The following is an 18,699-nucleotide window of genomic DNA, read 5'->3' as shown; positions in this document are numbered from 1 at the left end:
TATAACATGCAATTAGCGCTTTTATTTTGCAACATTTACGATGTAATTATACGATAAACAGTTTTTGGAAAACTATTCACCATTTGCATCATCCAATTTTGTTCACTAAGAGCAACACTACAAATGTAATAATCTGTTAATTCCGCAAACTGCTTGAATCCATATTTAGGCTCACTTGCTATTTCTAAAATGACAAAGTCATAGTCTTTTTTAAATTCTTGTAATATATTAGGAATACTGTTCGAAAAATCTTGTACATAAGCAATATTTTTTAACCCTTGGGGAAGAATATCAATCCCTGTATCATAATCACGATAAACAACATCCTGCAGCTGCGCATTCCCCATTAAAATATCGCTCAATCCTCGGTGTGGGCCAATCACCTTCTCTATTTCTTGACCAGAAATATCCACTAATAAAATTGTTTTTTGCTCTTTTGTGAGATGAAGAGATAATTTTGCTGCCATCCGCGCAGATTCTGGTCCAATTATTGAAACCACTGTTGAGGTTCGCCATTTTAAAAAATTTGATAATCCCTCGATTGTAATAAACGTTTCAAGACCTTTTATTCCCTTAGATACCAAACTTCCTTTACCACTTTCAAAACTGTTTTCCTCTGATTGACTTTTTTTTGTTTGAAAGTATTGCTGAAACAATAATAGTCCTCCCAAGAGAATGATCAAGCTTGTAAATATACTAACAATAATACTTTTTCCGTAAAGAGTTATAAAAGAAATTGGCATGAGCGTTGCTGGAACAACTACTTGAATTTTTATATTCTGCAGTGAAGAAGACTTACTTGTTATTTTATTTTGCGCCTCTACAATCGCTCTTATTTTATCTTCTAGCTCATTAAATATTTGACTTAAAGATTGAGAATGATCTTTTATGAAAAAACTAATTCTTTCTTTTAGCTGTTTTTCAAAATCTCTTGCAATAACCTCATCTACATGAATTTGATCAGTAATCTGTAAAATTTTATTTTCCAATTGACGAGAAAGTGCTTCTGATTCCGCAATCAATGCCTTGATTTGAGGGTGTGTCCAACCTAATTGTGCAGTCATATGCGCTTTTTGTGTTTCTAAAAGATTACGCTTAGATTCTAATGCAGCAATTGCTGAATTGCTTGCAATAAATGATAAAGACAATAAAGATTGCCCATTTTCGCGCATCATCTTAATCGCTGAATTTAAACTCGTTAAATGAATACGCTTTAAAGTTGCTCCTGTTAACTGCATATAAAGATCATTAAGCTCAGTTTTTTTTGCATCCTGATGAATGAAAGAAGCAACAGATGAGCGAAATTCCTGCACTATATTTAATATTGCAGCATTATCATATTGTTGGTCAACTTGTGGTTCTATAAGTAATAATTTTTGATTCTGTTTGACAATTGCCTTTGAAAATGTAGAGAACCAAGTTTTTAATCCCTGTTGAGCAGATTCAATCGTTCCAGCTTCAAAAGCAAAGCTGATTAGATTGCCATTGCGGAATAAACGGATATTTTCACGAAAATTTTTCTTATAAAAACCCTCAAGAAAAAAATTTTGTAAATTTGAATCATTTAAAATTACAGGCTGCAATAATAAAAGCGCAGTGATATTATTTTGCTGATCAATTGCCAACGGCTTTCCCATAGAATCAGATAATGAAAATGTCAAACTTGCTCGATAGCCCCGTGGTTGAGCAGCATAATACAAACAAATCAAAAATACACATAGCATTGCTAACAGCAAAACGATCAAAATGCTTCGCGGTACGATGCGTACCAACAGTTTTTTATCGCACTTAAAATTCATTTTTATTTTAACCAATAAAGTAATTTCATATTTTTTATTAAGGTAAAGTAGTAACTATCCTCTTAACTTGAATTTATATTATTATGAGATAAGTAAAACGTAAAAATTAAGAAAAATATTCAACTACATTTCAAAAATATCTTTAATTCATATTTTGCTTGATATGATTTAATCGATTTTTTGCTTCAAAGGTTAGTACTGCTTTAATGGTCACAGACCCATCATCATGTCCTTCCTGAGTTATTTCACTAGAATTTTCATAAAACCAATTAATAAGCGGCATTTCATGAGGTTTTAAAGTACATTCAATGCTTTGCATTTCCCCAAAAATTCGCTCTTCAATTTTCATTAATAACTGCCCCACTCCCTCACCCGTAAGTGCTGATACCATTATAGCAGGATTTGACAACGTTTTTGCACTTGTTTGCAAAACATTCAACGCATGCTCATCCAACACATCGATCTTATTCCAAACTTCCATAATATGCTCTGTATTATCAATATCAACACCAAGGCTTGAAAGCACTTCTAAAACATCTTGGGCATGAGCACGATGATCAAGATCAGACATATCTCTTACATGAAGGATGAGGTCAGCCTCAACAACTTCTTCAAGAGTTGCTCTAAAGGCTGCAATCAAATGCGTTGGTAAATTAGAAACAAAGCCCACAGTGTCAGATAAAAGAATAGTTTTTCCATGAGGAAGAATAACTTTGCGCAAAGTTGGATCAAGCGTTGCAAACAACATATTCTTTGTTAAAACATCTGCACCACTTAAACAGTTAAAAAGAGTAGATTTTCCTGTATTGGTATACCCTACCAAAGCGACAACAGGGTAAGAATTTTTTTTCCTTTTAGCTCGATGAAGAGCACGTGTTTTAACAACTGTTGTCAATTCGCGACGAATACGAACAATTTTGTCTTGTAAAAGGCGCTTGTCCGCTTCAATCTGCGTTTCACCAGGACCACCTAAAAAACCACGCCCCCCACGCTGCCTTTCTAAATGCGTCCAGCTACGAACAAGACGACTTTTTTGATAAGATAAATGCGCTAACTCAACTTGTAAAACCCCTTCTTTTGTTCGCGCACGATCCCCAAAAATTTCAAGAATCAAAGCTGTTCTATCAATAACCTTGCAGTTCCATAATTTTTCTAAATTACGCTGCTGTACTGGTGTTAAAAAGTAATCCACAATTGCAAGTTCAATACCATACTCGCTTATATAATGGGCAAGCGCATCTACCTTGCCCCTCCCAAACAAAGTCGCGGGACGCTGCGTAGTGATATTAACCGTTTCATGATGAACGACATCCAACCTTATAGCACGCGCTAATCCTAACGCCTCTTTGACCCGAGAAGACAATGAACATTCACGTGAAATTTTTTCACTTTTGCTTTCATAGCAAATAGGTACCAAAACAACAGCGCGCACTTGTTATACAACCTATAAAAATTCTCCAAATTTCTCTCATTTCCATCTATGATTTTTAATTGACATAGCATTTTAAACGAGATAGAAAATTTGCAGTAAGGAGAGTTTATTTATTCGGAATTTTCACCTTCAAACATTTGTATAGATTGTCCAGGCATAATTGTAGAAATGGCATGTTTGTAAACTAATTGGACATGCCCATCACGGCGTAAAAGGACACAAAAATTATCAAATGACGTTACAATCCCTGTTAATTTAACACCGTTCACAAGAAAAATTGTAAGAGAAATTTTTTGCTTGCGAAGCGTATTTAAAAATACATCTTGCAGGTGCTGTGATCGTTCTGCCATTATTTTTACACCTTTTTTCGAACTGCATAAAATATTCGTGCGCACATATCGACTGAAAAATACCCAATTGTCAACGTAATAGCATTAAAATTTAGCAAAATATTGCTTAATATTAAAAAAAAGCCACTATTTTAAAGAAATGAGCATCACAGTTAGTGAGCTCCATCAAGAAACATGACAAGTTTTTTTCATAAAACTATTATTAAAATCTGAATTTTTATTTTATGCTCAAAACATTGATGTATATGATATATCTTTGAGATAGGTAAAGTTATGTGCATTTAAAAGGAAAAGTAACCAATTTTTTTCGTTCAAAAGTCATAAAAATTGCTATCACAATATTATAAATCATAAAATATTATAATAATCAAAGAGAGATACTCAAAACTTATACACCACCCTACCTTGCAAAACTTTTAAATATTTTGCATATTATAATTTTTACAAAATTACCCTTTGTTTGAATAAATCGATCTATGTCTCATCTATAAGCTAAAATTATAAACAGTATTTTATTTTAAGAATGATCCTTTACCACATTGTTTTTAATGATTTTTTTACTAATTTTAAATGAAAAACAAGACCCGCGTTAACTTTATATTGATAAGTTTTCAAAATTTTGCCTTGAACATATTCCTTTCTAAATAATTAACGGCTAGTATACAGGGATATCGGGAGGAAGACGTATCATCCTTTTTCCATGTGTAGAGTACGAGGCGAGTATGGCACGCAGAACCAAATTAAAAGCATTTGAAGTTGAGGTTGAAGAAGCTTTAACAAAAGCTATGGATTGTAACTTTAATGACACGATGGTTGAAACAATACTGTCAAACGATTCTGAAAATGTCGTTAATGTAGATGACTTGATACAAAAAATTACACTGGCGGAACAAGAGGCTTTTGCTAAAAATGATACTTCAGCTCTTATTTCGGAAGCTCATGATAATGCTGTTATTGATGAAGCAGTTGTTGAGCAACTTTTTGCAAACAAACCTGCGCATGAACTTTCAGGTGGTACTGTACATAATACGTTATTGTCTACGCAACTTCATCCTGATAATGATGATATAACAAACTCTTTAAATTTTGAATTACTAAAACAAAAATCTGTTTCTCGGATTTATTGGAGTACAACAGCGCTTAGTGCTCTATGGACAGCAGGAGGTGCTTTTGTCGCCCATAAGCTAGCCCCTGCTGGGTTCAACTCTTTATCGGATATTACCACTTTTTTGACATCTCCAACTGGGCTAGCTGTAGCAGCGGGAACAGTAATTCCTATCCTTATGTCATGGGGATTTGCTCAATTAACAAAACGTTCAAATGAGTTGCGCAATATTGCTGTTCTTATGACAAGTGCTGCTCAACGCCTTAGTGAACCGCAACATATATCTGAAAAACAAGCAATTGCTATAGGACAAACTATTCGTGAAGAAGTCGCTGCAATGAACGAGGGAATTGAACGCACCCTTGGACGTGCTGTTGAACTTGAAGCAATTATACAAGGTGAAGTTCATAACTTGGAACAAGCCTACGCTGAAAATGAATCGCGCATTCATACATTAATCAAAGAATTGAGCAATGAACGCGTAGCTATTCTGAATCATGCCGATCGCGTACAATCAACAATTAAAGGAACACAAGAAAAACTGAGTGATGAGTTTGGTTTGGTTACATCTAAAATTGTAACCAATGTTGAAAAGCTTGCGCAAACCCTCTCTCAGACTTTACAAAAACAGGGAGAAGACCTAGTCGCAAAACTTTCCTATACAGGCGATGGTGTGACCAATCAGCTTGTTGAAAAATTTAATGAAACTACAACACAGATTCAGCAAAAAAATATAAATTTTTTCGATGAGTTAGGAAAAAACTTTGATGGTTTTTCAGAACGTTTTGATAACAATGAAAAGCAGATAGAGAAAACCTTTAATGAAGCAGCCGCTAAAGCTGAAATGCATATAGCGAAAATTGCAACGCATATACAAGCTGCAACAGAACAGACTCTACACAGTGTGGACGAAAAATTTAAAACATTAGATGCAAATATTATTGATCGCAATAATCAATCTTTGCAGAGTTTTGATGAAAAAATTATGCAACTCGATGAGCAATCGCATAAACTCTCTTCTAAATTTGATAACGTAACTTCAGAAGCAATTAAAGCTTTTGAAAATCGTTTAGCAACCGTTGATCTTTCTCTTAAAAAACATGGAGATTCCATAATCGAATCTTTCATTGCTCGCAGCCAAGTCTTAGAAGATAATGCTGAAAAGCTTGGTGACTTCTTGGAAGCTCATACTTTGCGCATTAATACAAATCTCAAAGAAAAAACGGCTGATATCACCGATGTGTTCACAATTGGACACGACAATATTCTTTCTGCAGTCCAAAAAAGCAAAGAAATGCTGAAAGAAGAAATTAAAAATGTCGATAATGCAATTATTGATATCGTACAAGAACGCTCTCAAGATCTAAAATTACAGCTTGCTGATCAACGCGATATGATGGCAAATATGCTTGACAAAGGAAAAGATCAAATCGCTGATACATTTAAAAATCATATTGATGTCTTGGCTCAAAATGCTTCAAATTTTGAAAAAGTTTTGAGTGATAATGCTCAAATCGTTGACCAACATGCTGAAAAGCACGCCACAAATGTAATGCAATGCACAGAAAAACTACAAGAAGTTATTACACAAAGCTGTAATACAACTAAAGATGCGTTAGAAGCACAAGCTAGAAATATTGATATACGTGCTGATGCACTGCGTGATTCTTTGGCTATTAACAGTTTCTCTCTTAACCAAGTTCTTGCAGATCAAGCACGTACACTCGAACAACGTATGGAAACGATCCATAACCTTATTGAAAAAAGTGATATCCATGTTGATGCTGCGTTAAAGCAACAGATGAGTTTTGTTGAAAATGCAATTATCACTAATAACAAAAGTATTACTGAAACCGTTCAAGGGCATCTTAGAAACCTTGAGGGACATACTGAACTTTTAAAGAATACTCTTGCTCAGTCCAACGGTACATTCTTTGAATCTCTTCAAGTACACATGGGATCGTTTGACGAAAATTTAGAAATTCGTGCGCGTAAAATTTTTGAATGCGCGGCTACACTAGAAGAAACGTTGTCTGAAAAACTTGGTCGAGTCTGTGAAACTATCGAGATACAAACATCCGCCCTTGAAGAACGTTCTGATACATTACAAAAATCTATTACCTTTAACAATGAGCAAAGCCAAGCAATTCAAAAAGCTTTGGAAACAAACGTCAATAATATACGTGTAACATTAGAAGATTCTGTTAATACAGTCACAGGCAGCTTGCATGATAAAATTGTAAAAGCCTCTGATGTTCTTTCTTCTACGGGTGAACAAATAATTTCATCTGTTGCTAATGTTGCCGTAAAAGCAGAGAATATTCTTTCAGAATCTGGCAATCGTATTGTATCAAGCGTTAAACAAACAATTCATGATACCAGTGAAAAAGTGCTTTCTGTTTTGTCCGAGCAGACAGCTCACACTGTAGAGGCATTTGCAACAGCAAGTCATAATGCACAAATATTGCTGAATGAAACAATTCATACTTCAGCAACAACAATTGAACAAGTACTCAATGAACGCTGTAATGTTCTTCATCATTCCATGCAAAATCTTCAAAATAATCTAGGAGATCAACTTTCTAATGTAAGTAATCGTTTGGAAGAAGCAGAAAATCAGACAGCTACCCAAATTTCCAAACATGTTGGGACGCTAACAGAATTGACAAATTACTTAAATCAAGCTGCACAGAACACAACTGAATCAATTGGTCATTTAACGCAGCATGTCAGCGAACAGCTTTCTCTTTCAACACAAAATGCCGAACAAAGAATTTATGCGCAAAGTGAATCTTTAGTGAACACTTTAACAAAAACCAATTCTGAAACTATTCAAACCGTAACGGCTATGAAGGAGGATCTTATCAGTAATATTTCATCCATTCTTGAGCAATTGAATCAATCGATTTATAATATTCATGAGAATAGTAATGTTTTGATATCAGCAGTTCAAAATATTGATGGTCGGTTTAATGAAACTGCAAATAGTTTCTTCCACAAAACTAACAAAGTAGCAGAACATTTGTCAGCTTCAGGTAAAGCACTCAATAACAATGTGGATATTTTGCAAGGACTCTCACAAAATACATTTGATAAAATTAGCCATATAACGAATGATTTCGGAAAACATGCTAAGACACTTTCTGATACCATTCGCGTTCTTGAACAATCCGAAAATGCACTCAGCATAACGCTTGAAGAAAAACATAATGCTCTATCTGCATTAAGTAATGCTCTTGTGTCGAAGTCTGATGAAATCAACCAATTAATTAAACATTATGAAAATGTTCTTAGTGTAGCGTTTGAACGCACCGATGAAAATGCGCGTAATTCCACATATTCATTCCAACAATCGCTTAATCAGCTTATTAATGAAGCCTCGACACGTTTTTCAGGTGCAGCAGAAAATATACGCCGCTCAGCATATGAAATTCGCTCAGAAATTTCAAAAATTAGCGACGATATTAATGAAAGCGTTCAAAATCTGCCAGAAAAAACAAAAGAAACAACGCAAACAATTCGCTATGCTTTGAATGAACAAATCACCGCACTAAAAGATTTGGCAAATGCTATACAAAAAAGTGATCAAAATAATGTAAAAAATCAACTAACATCTGCAAATCTTACATCGCCAACATCTAATAAGAGCGAGAATGTGTCTTCTGACACCATGAAGAAAATAGTGCCACCTAGACCTGTTTTTCAGCAAGATCAGAACAAAAAAAGACAAAATAAATGGGTATCAAATCTCCTAGAAAGAGTTTCTCGTGAAGAAGCATTATATGAAAAAACAACTGATGATCCTGCTGTAGCATCAGTACAAACAAAGTCTCGTCTTACGAATGGGTCTCTTCATTCATTAGCGACAAGGATAGTGCAAGCTATCAATCACAATGCTATTGTTGAGTTATGGGATCATTATCGACGTGGACAAACCAATATCGTAACAGAGCATCTTTATACCTTAAATGGGAAAATGATATTTGAAATGATTAAGAAAAAATACATGAATGATACAGATTTTAGACGTTCCGTTAATCAATATATTGTAGATTTTGAAAAATTGTTACGCAATATATCTCGAAACTCTGGTGATTCTCGCTCAGTTCGGAAATATCTCATATCAGATACTGGGAAAGTTTATACTATGCTTGCCCATGCAAGCGGACGCATTCAATAAGAGAATAAAAAGTGGGAAAGGATGTTTTTTTCCACTTTTTTCTTTTTTAATAATATTTATAATTCATAATTATTTATGAGGTAAAATTATAGCGTAGTACATCAAAGTTATAGAGAGATGCACATTAGTTTTTTATGATATTTTAATAATCATCATATTTAAAATGGTCATTCAAATGCTAAAAAACTTTAGGCCATCTTGGTTATCAGAAAGGTTTTATCGTTTGAGTTTATTAGATTTGTGGTGTTGGCGATAAAAAAGCACTGCGCTGTCAAATTCAGTTTATGATTTACTATTTTAACTATACATAACACCTCTTCTCTGTCCGCCTTCTCTCATCTCTTCCACTTTTTCTCATATAAAATATCCTATAAAGGCTATCATCATTTATAAAATGCTCAACAATGATTTCAGTTAAATTTTTATTCGCTGAAATATTCATTAAATTGGCCTACATACCTGCCCTATCCACTTCATCAGTGTCCAATTTTATTTTGCAAGCGTATTTAAAATTTAATACAACCCTAACCATAAAGACGCTGTCTTTACCTTTATTAAATAATAAACAACAATACTTTTACTATCAACTTGCCAGCCTTTTTTAAAAAGTATACGAATATTCAAAAAGCAATAAACATTATTTTATAAACTATATTCATTTAATGGGAATTTAAATCAAGTATATACTTATAAAAATTAGGTTTAATGAATAATCAACTCTTTTTAGTTCTTTTCATATCCTTTTTTGTGAGCATTGCAAAAAAAATAACGGCTTGATAAGGTAGTCGTCAGTAATGCTTTACTAACTTTTAAAGTGACTTCTGCTAGTTTATGTTAAGGAAAAAATAATAAGTGCCAATGTTGATGAAACTGCTAATTAACGCAAACAAAAAGAAACATAAAACTAATTTAATGATCTAGAAAAATTTTCTTTTAACTCTGTATATTTGTATTCAGAAAAGTCAAATCTCGGGGTGGATGAGAGCTCATTGCAAATGGAAGTACAATCTATAAACGTATATTAACTTGGATATCGCAAAAATGTCTACAAAACAAAGTAATAACTTCAGCTCACAAAAAACTGAACGTGACAACGCAGCACTTTTTTATCACCAATACCCCAAACCTGGAAAATTAGAAATTCAAGCGACAACACCCCTCGATAACCAACGTGATTTAGCTCTTGCTTATTCCCCAGGTGTTGCAGCGCCATGTATTGCAATTTATGAAGATCCCACTCTTGCTGCTCAATATACTTCTCGTTCTAATTTAGTTGCTGTGATATCCAATGGAACAGCTGTCCTTGGATTGGGAAATATTGGTCCACTTGCTTCAAAGCCAGTCATGGAAGGAAAAGCTGTTTTATTTAAAAAATTTGCAAATATCGATGTTTTTGATATTGAAATTGATGCACAAGACATTGAAAAAATAGTGGAAACTATATCCGCTTTAGAACCTACATTTGGTGGCGTTAATCTTGAAGACATCAAAGCTCCTGAATGTTTCGAAATCGAAGAAAAACTTCGTGCTAAAATGAACATTCCAGTTTTTCATGATGATCAACATGGAACTGCGATTATTGTTTCTGCAGCAGTACTAAATGCATTGAATCTTGCTGGGAAAAAAATTGAAAATGCAAAAATAGTTGCCTCAGGTGCAGGCGCTGCAGCTCTGGCTTGTATTAATCTTTTAGTTAGCCTTGGCGCAAAAATTGAAAATATTTGGCTTAGTGACTTAGAGGGAGTCGTTTATGAAGGACGCGAGACACTTATGGATCGCTGGAAAGTCAAATATGCACAAAAAACTGATGCGCGGACTTTATCCGAAATTATTGATAATGCAGATATTTTTTTAGGTGTTTCAGCAGGTGGTGTTTTAAAGCCTGAATATCTAAAAAAAATGGCTCCAAATCCATTAATTTTAGCGCTGGCTAATCCAATACCAGAAATTATGCCAGAAGAAGCACGTTCCGTGCGACCAGATGCTATGATCTGTACAGGACGTTCTGATTACCCTAATCAAGTTAATAATGTTCTTTGTTTTCCCTATATTTTCCGTGGTGCATTAGATGTAGGCGCTACTGCTATCAATGAAGAAATGAAAATAGCAGCAGTTTATGCTATCTCAGCTCTTGCTCGTGAAGAATCTTCAGATATTGCAGCACGTGCATATTCAAAAACTCCTTCCAACTTTGGAGCAGACTACCTTATCCCTTCCCCCTTTGATCCACGCTTAATACTACGCATCGCCCCTGCGGTTGCTAAAGCTGCAATGGAAACTGGCGTTGCAATTCGACCAATTAAAAATATGGAAGCTTATCATGACATTCTTAATCGATTTGTGTTCCGTTCTGGCTTAACTATGAAACCCGTTTTTGCAGCAGCAAAAACAGCAAAACGTAAACGTGTGATCTATGCCGACGGTGAAGATGAACGTGTACTTCGTGCCGCGCAAGTTGTTCTTGAAGAACAAACTGCAATTCCTCTCCTCATTGGTCGTCCACATGTTGTAGAGAAAAGGTTAAAGCGCTTCGGTTTAAAAATTCGCCCTAACGTAGATTTTGAACTTACAAATCCAGAAAATGATCCGCGTTTTCGTGATTATGTTAATTTATTTCTTCATTATGCAGGAAGACGTGGTGTTTCGCCCGAAGTTGCGAAAACAACCGTAAGAACATCAACAACAGCCATTGCTGCTCTTGCAGTAATGCGTGGAGAAGCTGATGCAATGATCTGCGGTTTAGAAGGACGTTTTGAGCAAAATCTTGAATTGGTTGAACAAATTATTGGGCTTGATCCAAATGTTAGTCATTTTTCTTCTGTTAGTTTGCTTATCTCTTCACATCGCACTCTTTTTTTAACAGATACTTATGTCAATGAAAATCCTTCTGCAGAAGAAATAGCAGAAATGACAATACTGGCAGCTCAAGAAATTGAGGCATTTGGCATAACACCAAAAGCGGCATTATTATCACATTCAAATTTTGGCTCAAAAAATACAGAGAGTGCATGTAAAATGCGTCGCGCTACCGAAATTCTTGCCAAATTATATCCAAATTTAGATGCTGATGGAGAAATGCACGGAGATGCTGCACTTTCTGAAATTTTTCGTGATCGTGTTTTTCCTGCTTCGCGTCTTAAAGGAGAAGCTAATTTGCTTGTTTTTCCAACACTTGATGCAGCTAATATTGCACTCAATCTTATTAAAATTCTAACTAATGCGCTTCATGTCGGTCCTATCTTAATTGGAGCTGCACATCCTGTACATATATTAACACCTTCAGTAACCTCGCGGGGAGTGGTTAATATGACAGCTCTCGCAGTACTTGCTGCAAATAGAAAAAAGTTCAGTAATAAAGCAAATGAAAATAAGTGAAATAATAATAAAATTTCAAAATTTTTTAAATTTTGAAATGAGATATTTCATATACAATGAGCGCTTTTACCATATCGAAAGGCAGCTATATTCTAGATTAAGTCTTTTTTTTAAAGAAAAAAAAGGCTAAAAGAGTAAAATTAGGCGTATTTTAAATTTATTTTAACTTCACAATAAGGAATCATACATTGTCCTCTACGTTCGATAAAGTTGCTGATATTATCGCAGAAATTAGTGAAATTGATCGCAACATGATCACATCTGAAAGCCATACGATTAATGATTTAGGGATCGATAGTCTTGATTTTCTTGATATTGTTTTTGCTATTGATAAAGCCTTTGGGATTAAAATTCCATTAGAACAGTGGACACAAGAGATCAATGAAGGAGCAGTTGCAACTGAAGAATACTTTGTTCTTAAAAATCTTTGCACAAAAATTGATGAACTCGTTGCTTTAAAATAAGCTGTTTAGTTTCTTTTACCATGCATAATCAAGCTGTATTTATCACTGGAATAGGACTCATAACCTCTTTGGGCGAAGGGGTTGATTGTCATTGGAACATTTTAAATGATCCTACAGTCGTACCAAACCTTGATGATACAACTTTTTCTCCCTACACTGTCCATAAATTACCTGAAGTTGACTGGAGTTTACAAATTCCAAAGCGAAGCGATCTGAGGCAAATGGGAACTTGGCAACGTCTTGGTGTCTACGCAGCAGGTCTTGCTCTTGACGATGCTGGTATAAAAAATAATAAACAGCTAACATCGACAATGGATATGATCGTTGCAGCAGGTGGTGGAGAACGTGATATTGTTGTTGATACGCAAATTCTTTCCCATGCACGCACAGTCACTGATAGTGCTTCCATGCTAAACTCTGCTCTTTCAACTGAACTGCGCCCTACTTTATTTTTAGCACAACTTTCAAATCTTTTGGCTGGCAATATTTCCATTGTTCATAAAGTGACAGGATCTTCTCGTACTTTCATGGGAGAAGAAGGCAGTGGACTTTCTGCTATTCAAGTTGCTGCAGCTCGTATTCGATCAGGACAGAGTACACATGCATTGGTAGGAAGTTCCTATAATGCACAAAGCTATGATATGTTGTTGGCACATGAACTTGGAGGTCTCTTAACACGCAATGGATGGACGCCAGTATGGGATCGTAAAAATTGCCTTGGTGGTGGTGTCATAACTGGTTCTGGTGGGGTATTTTTGGTTCTTGAAAGTGAAGAACATGCAAGAAAACGTAATGCACGTATTTATGCTGAAATTAACCGAATTATCACGGATCAAACAGATAGAACAAAAACGCCACTTAAAAAATCAATTGCAATAATGCTGGATGCAATAAAGGCTCAATCTTCTTTTACTATTTCAGCTGCCTCAGGTTTTCATAGTGTAACAGAAGCAGAACAAAGTGCTCTTGATGAGACTGGTATATTTTATCGCGGTATTACAACATTATTTGGTTATATGCGAGAGGCGCAGTTTCCTTTAGCACTCGCACTCTCTGCTATTGCTGTTGAAAAAAAACATAGCTTTCCAGCATTAAGTATTCATGAAAAACCTTTTTCTAAAGAGGTGAATGAAGCATTTGCTACTACCATTGGTATAAAAAGAGCTGAGGGTATGGTGCGTTTAACTGCTACTTAAGGGGAAATTTTACCGTGAAATATAACGATCATCTTGGACGTCCACTTGTAGCAATAACTGGAGCAGGAATTGTAACCTCACTGGGGCAAGGAAAACATGAAAATTGGAAAAAATTAACAAGCGGTGTAAGTGGAATCCATACAATAACACGCTTTCCTGTTGAGGGTTTAAATACACGTATTGCTGGAACAATTGACTTTCTTAAAGAAAGTACACTTGGTGCTTCAGCGCTCTCTGAAAAACTTGCTAATCTAGCAGCAAAGGAAGCTTTAGAACAAGCTGCTCTTGATAAAGCCAATTTTAATGGATCACTGTTTTTAGCAGCTCCTCCCGTGGAGCTTGAGTGGGAAGCACGCTTTGCTCTTGCTCAAGAGGGAATGTGCAATAATAAACCTTCTTATGGAAACCTTCTTGAAGTTTGCAGCCATAAACACCACGAAGCACTTTTTGAAACCACACAATTTGGCGCTATTGCAGAGAAACTTCAAAAACAATTTAAAACAAAGGGACTTCCTATTACCCTTTCAACTGCTTGTGCATCTGGTGCAACAGCAATTCAGTTAGGTATTGAATCTATTCGACGAGAAGAGACAAATCGTGCGCTCACAATTGCTACAGACGGCTCTGTTTCAGCAGAATCTCTTATCCGCTTTTCGTTATTATCAGCCCTTTCAACTCAAAATGATCCTGCAGAAAAAGCAGCAAAACCATTTAGCCGTGACCGAGATGGTTTTGTCATGGCAGAAGGATCAGGCGCTCTTGTTCTTGAATCTCTTGAAAGCGCATTAAGTCGTAACGCAACAATTTTAGGAATTCTAGCTGGTTGCGGAGAAACAGCGGATGATTTTCATCGTACACGTTCAAAGCCTGATGCATCACCAGCAATTGAATCAGTGCGCAAAGCCTTAAACGATGCCCAAATAACTGCCAGTGAAATTGATTATATTAACGCACATGGAACCTCAACACCCGAAAATGAAAAAATGGAATACCTCGCATTATCAACAGTCTTCGGCGACATTTTAGAACGTATTCCAGTCTCTTCTAATAAATCAATGATTGGGCACACACTAACCGCCGCAGGTGCCATAGAAGCCGTCTTTTCGCTTTTAACCATTCAATCGGGAATACTTCCTCCTACAATTAATTACGATCATCCTGATCCTTCTATCCCTTTAGATGTTGTTCCCAACCATAGCCGAAAAGCCTGTGTCAATGCAGTTTTATCAAATTCATTTGGATTTGGTGGTCAAAATACTAGTCTTGTTATCACAGCATACAAAGGATAATCTTTTTAATAATCAAACTTCGTAACATCTAATTTGATAGCATATATATTTAAGGGGAATGATAATGCGTGCACTGCAACTACTCGATGAGCGCCAGCTTAAAATTACCGATATTACCCCCCCTCCACCACCTAGTCCTCATGAAGTAACAGTACGTATAAAAGCTGTTGCTCTTAATCATATTGATGTATGGGGATGGCGTGGTATGGCCTTTGCTAAAAGAAAAATGCCGCTCATAATTGGTGCAGAAGCTTCCGGTGAGATTGCTCAATTGGGAAGTGGTGTTGACAATTTAAAACTTGGACAGATCGTTTCAATTTATGGCGCACAAACCTGCGGATTATGCCAAGCTTGCCATGAAGGACGTGATAATCTTTGCAATCATGTAAAGGGGGTCTACGGCTTTCATTTAGATGGTTTTGCATGTGAATTTGTTAATTTACCAGCGCGTCTATTGGTTCCAGCTCCTCCAGAATGTAATGAACTACAAGCAGCTATTGCTCCCATTACTTTTGGCACTGTAGAGCATATGCTTTTTGATAATGCAAAACTACAAAAGGGAGAAACAATCCTCATACAAGCAGGCGGTTCTGGTATTGGCTCAGCAGCTATTCAACTCGCAAAACACATGCAATGTACAGTTATTACCACTGTAGGCTCAGACGAAAAAATTGCAAAAGCACAATCTCTTGGAGCAGATCACGTAATTAATTACAAAAAAGATCGTTTTGAAGGTGTTGTCCGTAAATTAACCCAAAAAAAAGGTGTTGACGTTGTTTTTGAGCATGTAGGTGCAGATACATGGAACGGTTCTATTTTGTGTATGAAACGAGGAGCGCGCTTAGTAACTTGTGGTTCTACTTCTGGTGTTTCAGCATCTATGAATTTAATGCAGCTGTTCCAGCAACAACTTAAGATATTCGGTTCATTTGGCTGTCGTATGGAAAACATGCAAAACGTTATGCAAAAAATGGCACAAAAAATTGTGCATCCTGTCATTGATACAATTGTTGGATTTGATGAAATTGACACAGCATTAAAACGAATGGAAAGTCGTGATGTTTTTGGTAAAATTATTCTCAAAATTAATTAAATCATGATAAATTTTTTTATTAAAAGTTTTATGTATCGTATTAAAATTATAGCTAAAAATTCATTCTATTGGTTGTGGGGACATCTTTTAATTGGTTCTTTATTTATCCTAAAATATTTCCCTGCAAACATTGGATTTTCTTTTTTTTCTTGGCTAGCAAAAACATTTGGTCCCCTTACACGTCGTCACCAAATCGCGCTTACTAATCTTAGAGCTGCTTATCCAGAAAAAACAGAGCAAGAACTCCATGCGATTGCAATAGAGATGTGGGAAAATATAGGGCAGTTCTTAGCTGAATATGTTTTTCTTGATAAAATTTTTGACTTTGACCCTCATGCTGACCAGCCAGGTCTTATTGAAGTTACTGGTGCAGAAATATTCCAGCGATTAAAAAATGAAAAAAAACCGCATATTTTTTTTACAGCTCATACTGGAAATTTTGAACTTCTTCCTATATGTGCGCAAAGTTTTGATCTTAATGTTACGGTTTTATTTAGACCACCTAATAATCCCTACATTGCAAAACGAGTTCTTAAAGCTCGACAAACTTCTATGGGACACCTTATCCCATCCAAGGCTGGTGCAGCTTGGGCATTAGCAGCCAAATTAGCAAAAGGTGAAAATGTTGGCATGCTTGTTGATCAAAAATTTCGCCGAGGTATTTTAGGAACATTTTTTAACAGACCACTAAAAACCAACCCCTTAATTATAAAACTTGCTCGACAATATAATTGTGATATTTATCCAGCGCGCTGTATCCGTCTTCCTAAAGGACGGCATCGTTTAGAGTTATATGAACGTATAACACTTCCGCTTGATGAAAAAAATGAGATCGATATAGCTGCTTCTACACAAAAATTAAATGATATTGTTGAAAGTTGGGTACGTGAATATCCTAGTCAATGGATGTGGCTACACAGACGTTGGGATAGATAACATATCCATATCATTTTTCATTTATAGAAGAGGTATAAATGTTAGCATCAAAAAATATAAATGATCTTATTGCAATTGTTGCAGCATTAAGAAATCATAATAATGGCTGTGTTTGGAATATAAAGCAAACATTTGAATCCATCATACCTTATACTCTTGAAGAAACTTACGAGGTTATCGATGCCATTAAGCGAGGAAACCGAATGGATCTTTGCGATGAACTTGGTGATCTTCTTTTGCAAGTGGTTTACCATGCTACGCTTGCAGAAGAAGAAGGAAGTTTTTCCTTTGAAGATGTTGTTTACGCAATTACTGCAAAAATGATTCGTCGCCATCCTCACGTTTTTGGAACCCCAGAGCAAAAAAAACGTGGTTTTGTAGAAGGTGAATGGGAACGTATCAAAGAGATAGAAAAAACTGAGCGAAAAACAAGAAACGAAGAAGCAAGCTTAAACGACTGACCCTGCAAAAAACATTTTTGCAAAAGTTAAACATATCCAATTCGCAGATCAAGAAATAATCGCTTTACAAAAAGCAACTGCAAAAGCGAATTTTGATTGGCATGAAAATCATGAGGCTTTTGTAAAATTTGCAGAAGAACTCCATCAATTCAAAGACGCAATCAAAGAGGATAAAACATCAGATATAGAAGAAAAATTCTGTGATCTTTATTTTTCCCTGCTTAATCTCGCACACTACCTGAACATTGATTCACAAAAAGCATTAAAAAAAGCAAATACAAAATATCAAAATTGCTTTACCTATATTGAAGAAAGGCTATCTACACAATCTAACAATACTATCTGATGCGTCCTTAAATGAAACAGAAATCCTTTAAGATAAGGATAAAAATGAAAAATAAGAAAAAACATTAAGAAAATCATACATTTCAAAAAATTAAGAAGATATCAACTAACTAAATGCAATTTTACTAAGGTCAATTAGTTTCATATATTTCGTTTAACTGATTTTGCGAAGCAGGACGAAGTTCTACTGATTCACCACACCCACATGCTGAAAGTTGATTAGGATTTTTGAATACAAAACCAGAACGAAGTGTTGTCACTTCATAATCCACCTGCGTTCCTAATAAAAATAATACTGCATCGCGTGCTATAAAAACGCGAGCACCGTTAATTTCAACAACATCTGCATCCAGAATTTCTTCCATCACAAGAGTGATTGTATACTCCATCCCCGCACAGCCACCTTTTTTGATACCAATAAGAATGCCACGCGCGCGTTTTGTGTCCATAATAGCTTTAACACGATCTACTGCGGCTTCTGTCAAATTTATTACCGAAAAACGGCTCATTTCTTACTCTTTTCTTACTAATCAGCACTTTAAATAGTTTTCTATACGATAATTTATTATCTGGGATATTAAAAGCAGAACAACAAGGCATAAATTGAAATACGTTGAACCTTTTTTATAAGATAAAAAACGCATATACCATAAATTTTATTTATAATAGTATAT

11 protein-coding genes and 1 pseudogene are annotated in these 18,699 nt (G+C 35.5%); 8 read left to right on the top strand and 4 right to left on the bottom strand.

Annotated elements, in window-relative coordinates; genetic code table 11:
• Positions 1 to 35: 35 nt before the first annotated feature.
• From V5N67_RS05575 to hfq, 3 genes are all read right to left on the bottom strand, one after another.
• The gene (locus V5N67_RS05575; protein ID WP_332060910.1) at positions 36 to 1,799 is read right to left on the bottom strand and encodes a hypothetical protein; all 1,764 of its coding nucleotides are present in this window, start codon (positions 1,797 to 1,799) and stop codon (positions 36 to 38) included.
• Positions 1,800 to 1,941: 142 nt separating this feature from the next.
• Positions 1,942 to 3,231 carry a GTPase HflX gene (gene hflX, locus V5N67_RS05570; protein WP_332060909.1) on the bottom strand — a complete coding sequence of 430 codons (1,290 nt, stop codon included), beginning with the start codon at positions 3,229 to 3,231 and terminating at the stop codon, positions 1,942 to 1,944.
• Positions 3,232 to 3,341: 110 nt separating this feature from the next.
• A complete protein-coding gene (gene hfq, locus V5N67_RS05565) occupies positions 3,342 to 3,581 on the bottom strand; it encodes an RNA chaperone Hfq (protein ID WP_332060908.1) in 240 nt (79 codons plus the stop codon).
• Between the two features lie 722 nt (positions 3,582 to 4,303).
• Between hfq and V5N67_RS05560 the strand changes: the two genes are divergently transcribed.
• The 8 genes and pseudogenes from V5N67_RS05560 (at position 4,304) to mazG (ending at position 18,057) form a co-directional block, all read left to right on the top strand.
• Entirely contained in the window at positions 4,304 to 8,866 is a 4,563-nt protein-coding gene (locus V5N67_RS05560) for a coiled-coil domain-containing protein (protein ID WP_332060907.1), read from the top strand.
• A gap of 1,041 nt (positions 8,867 to 9,907) precedes the next feature.
• On the top strand, positions 9,908 to 12,241 hold the full coding sequence (locus V5N67_RS05555; protein WP_332060906.1) for an NADP-dependent malic enzyme: 2,334 nt from the start codon (positions 9,908 to 9,910) through the stop codon (positions 12,239 to 12,241).
• Positions 12,242 to 12,429: 188 nt separating this feature from the next.
• Positions 12,430 to 12,705: an acyl carrier protein gene (locus tag V5N67_RS05550; protein WP_332060905.1), complete on the top strand. Its 276-nt coding sequence runs from the start codon at positions 12,430 to 12,432 to the stop codon at positions 12,703 to 12,705.
• Positions 12,706 to 12,725: 20 nt separating this feature from the next.
• Complete coding sequence (locus tag V5N67_RS05545) at positions 12,726 to 13,901, top strand: beta-ketoacyl-ACP synthase (protein ID WP_332060904.1); 1,176 nt, start codon at positions 12,726 to 12,728, stop codon at positions 13,899 to 13,901.
• A gap of 14 nt (positions 13,902 to 13,915) precedes the next feature.
• A complete protein-coding gene (locus V5N67_RS05540) occupies positions 13,916 to 15,190 on the top strand; it encodes a beta-ketoacyl-ACP synthase (RefSeq protein WP_332060903.1) in 1,275 nt (424 codons plus the stop codon).
• A 64-nt stretch (positions 15,191 to 15,254) separates the two neighbouring features.
• Positions 15,255 to 16,283, top strand: a complete 1,029-nt coding sequence (locus V5N67_RS05535) for a zinc-binding dehydrogenase (RefSeq protein WP_332060902.1) — start codon at positions 15,255 to 15,257, stop codon at positions 16,281 to 16,283.
• Positions 16,284 to 16,286: 3 nt separating this feature from the next.
• A complete protein-coding gene (locus V5N67_RS05530; protein WP_442879247.1) occupies positions 16,287 to 17,219 on the top strand; it encodes a lipid A biosynthesis lauroyl acyltransferase in 933 nt (310 codons plus the stop codon).
• A 38-nt stretch (positions 17,220 to 17,257) separates the two neighbouring features.
• Positions 17,258 to 18,057, top strand: a pseudogene (mazG, locus tag V5N67_RS05525) (nucleoside triphosphate pyrophosphohydrolase).
• Between the two features lie 99 nt (positions 18,058 to 18,156).
• Here the strand turns inward: mazG and V5N67_RS05520 are convergent.
• Positions 18,157 to 18,534 (bottom strand): iron-sulfur cluster assembly accessory protein, encoded by a 378-nt coding sequence (locus V5N67_RS05520; protein WP_332060901.1) that lies wholly within the window; start codon positions 18,532 to 18,534, stop codon positions 18,157 to 18,159.
• Positions 18,535 to 18,699: the final 165 nt, after the last annotated feature.

Origin of the sequence: Bartonella rhinolophi, from assembly GCF_036576165.1 — a bacterium.
Classification (GTDB): Bacteria; Pseudomonadota; Alphaproteobacteria; order Rhizobiales; family Rhizobiaceae; genus Bartonella.
Note: the sequence above shows the minus strand (reverse complement) of the source record. Positions and strands in the feature narration are given on the sequence as shown.

What these genes read in the sequence shown, in the direction of transcription:
- V5N67_RS05560 (WP_332060907.1), top strand. Translation starts at nt 4,304, where the DNA reads ATGGCACGCAGAACCAAATTAAAAGCATTTGAAGTTGAGGTTGAAGAA.
- V5N67_RS05545 (WP_332060904.1), top strand. Translation starts at nt 12,726, where the DNA reads ATGCATAATCAAGCTGTATTTATCACTGGAATAGGACTCATAACCTCT.
- V5N67_RS05535 (WP_332060902.1), top strand. Translation starts at nt 15,255, where the DNA reads ATGCGTGCACTGCAACTACTCGATGAGCGCCAGCTTAAAATTACCGAT.
- V5N67_RS05530 (WP_442879247.1), top strand. Translation starts at nt 16,287, where the DNA reads ATGATAAATTTTTTTATTAAAAGTTTTATGTATCGTATTAAAATTATA.
- V5N67_RS05520 (WP_332060901.1), bottom strand. Translation starts at nt 18,534, where the DNA reads ATGAGCCGTTTTTCGGTAATAAATTTGACAGAAGCCGCAGTAGATCGT.
- hfq (WP_332060908.1), bottom strand. Translation starts at nt 3,581, where the DNA reads ATGGCAGAACGATCACAGCACCTGCAAGATGTATTTTTAAATACGCTT.
- V5N67_RS05555 (WP_332060906.1), top strand. Translation starts at nt 9,908, where the DNA reads ATGTCTACAAAACAAAGTAATAACTTCAGCTCACAAAAAACTGAACGT.
- V5N67_RS05575 (WP_332060910.1), bottom strand. Translation starts at nt 1,799, where the DNA reads ATGAATTTTAAGTGCGATAAAAAACTGTTGGTACGCATCGTACCGCGA.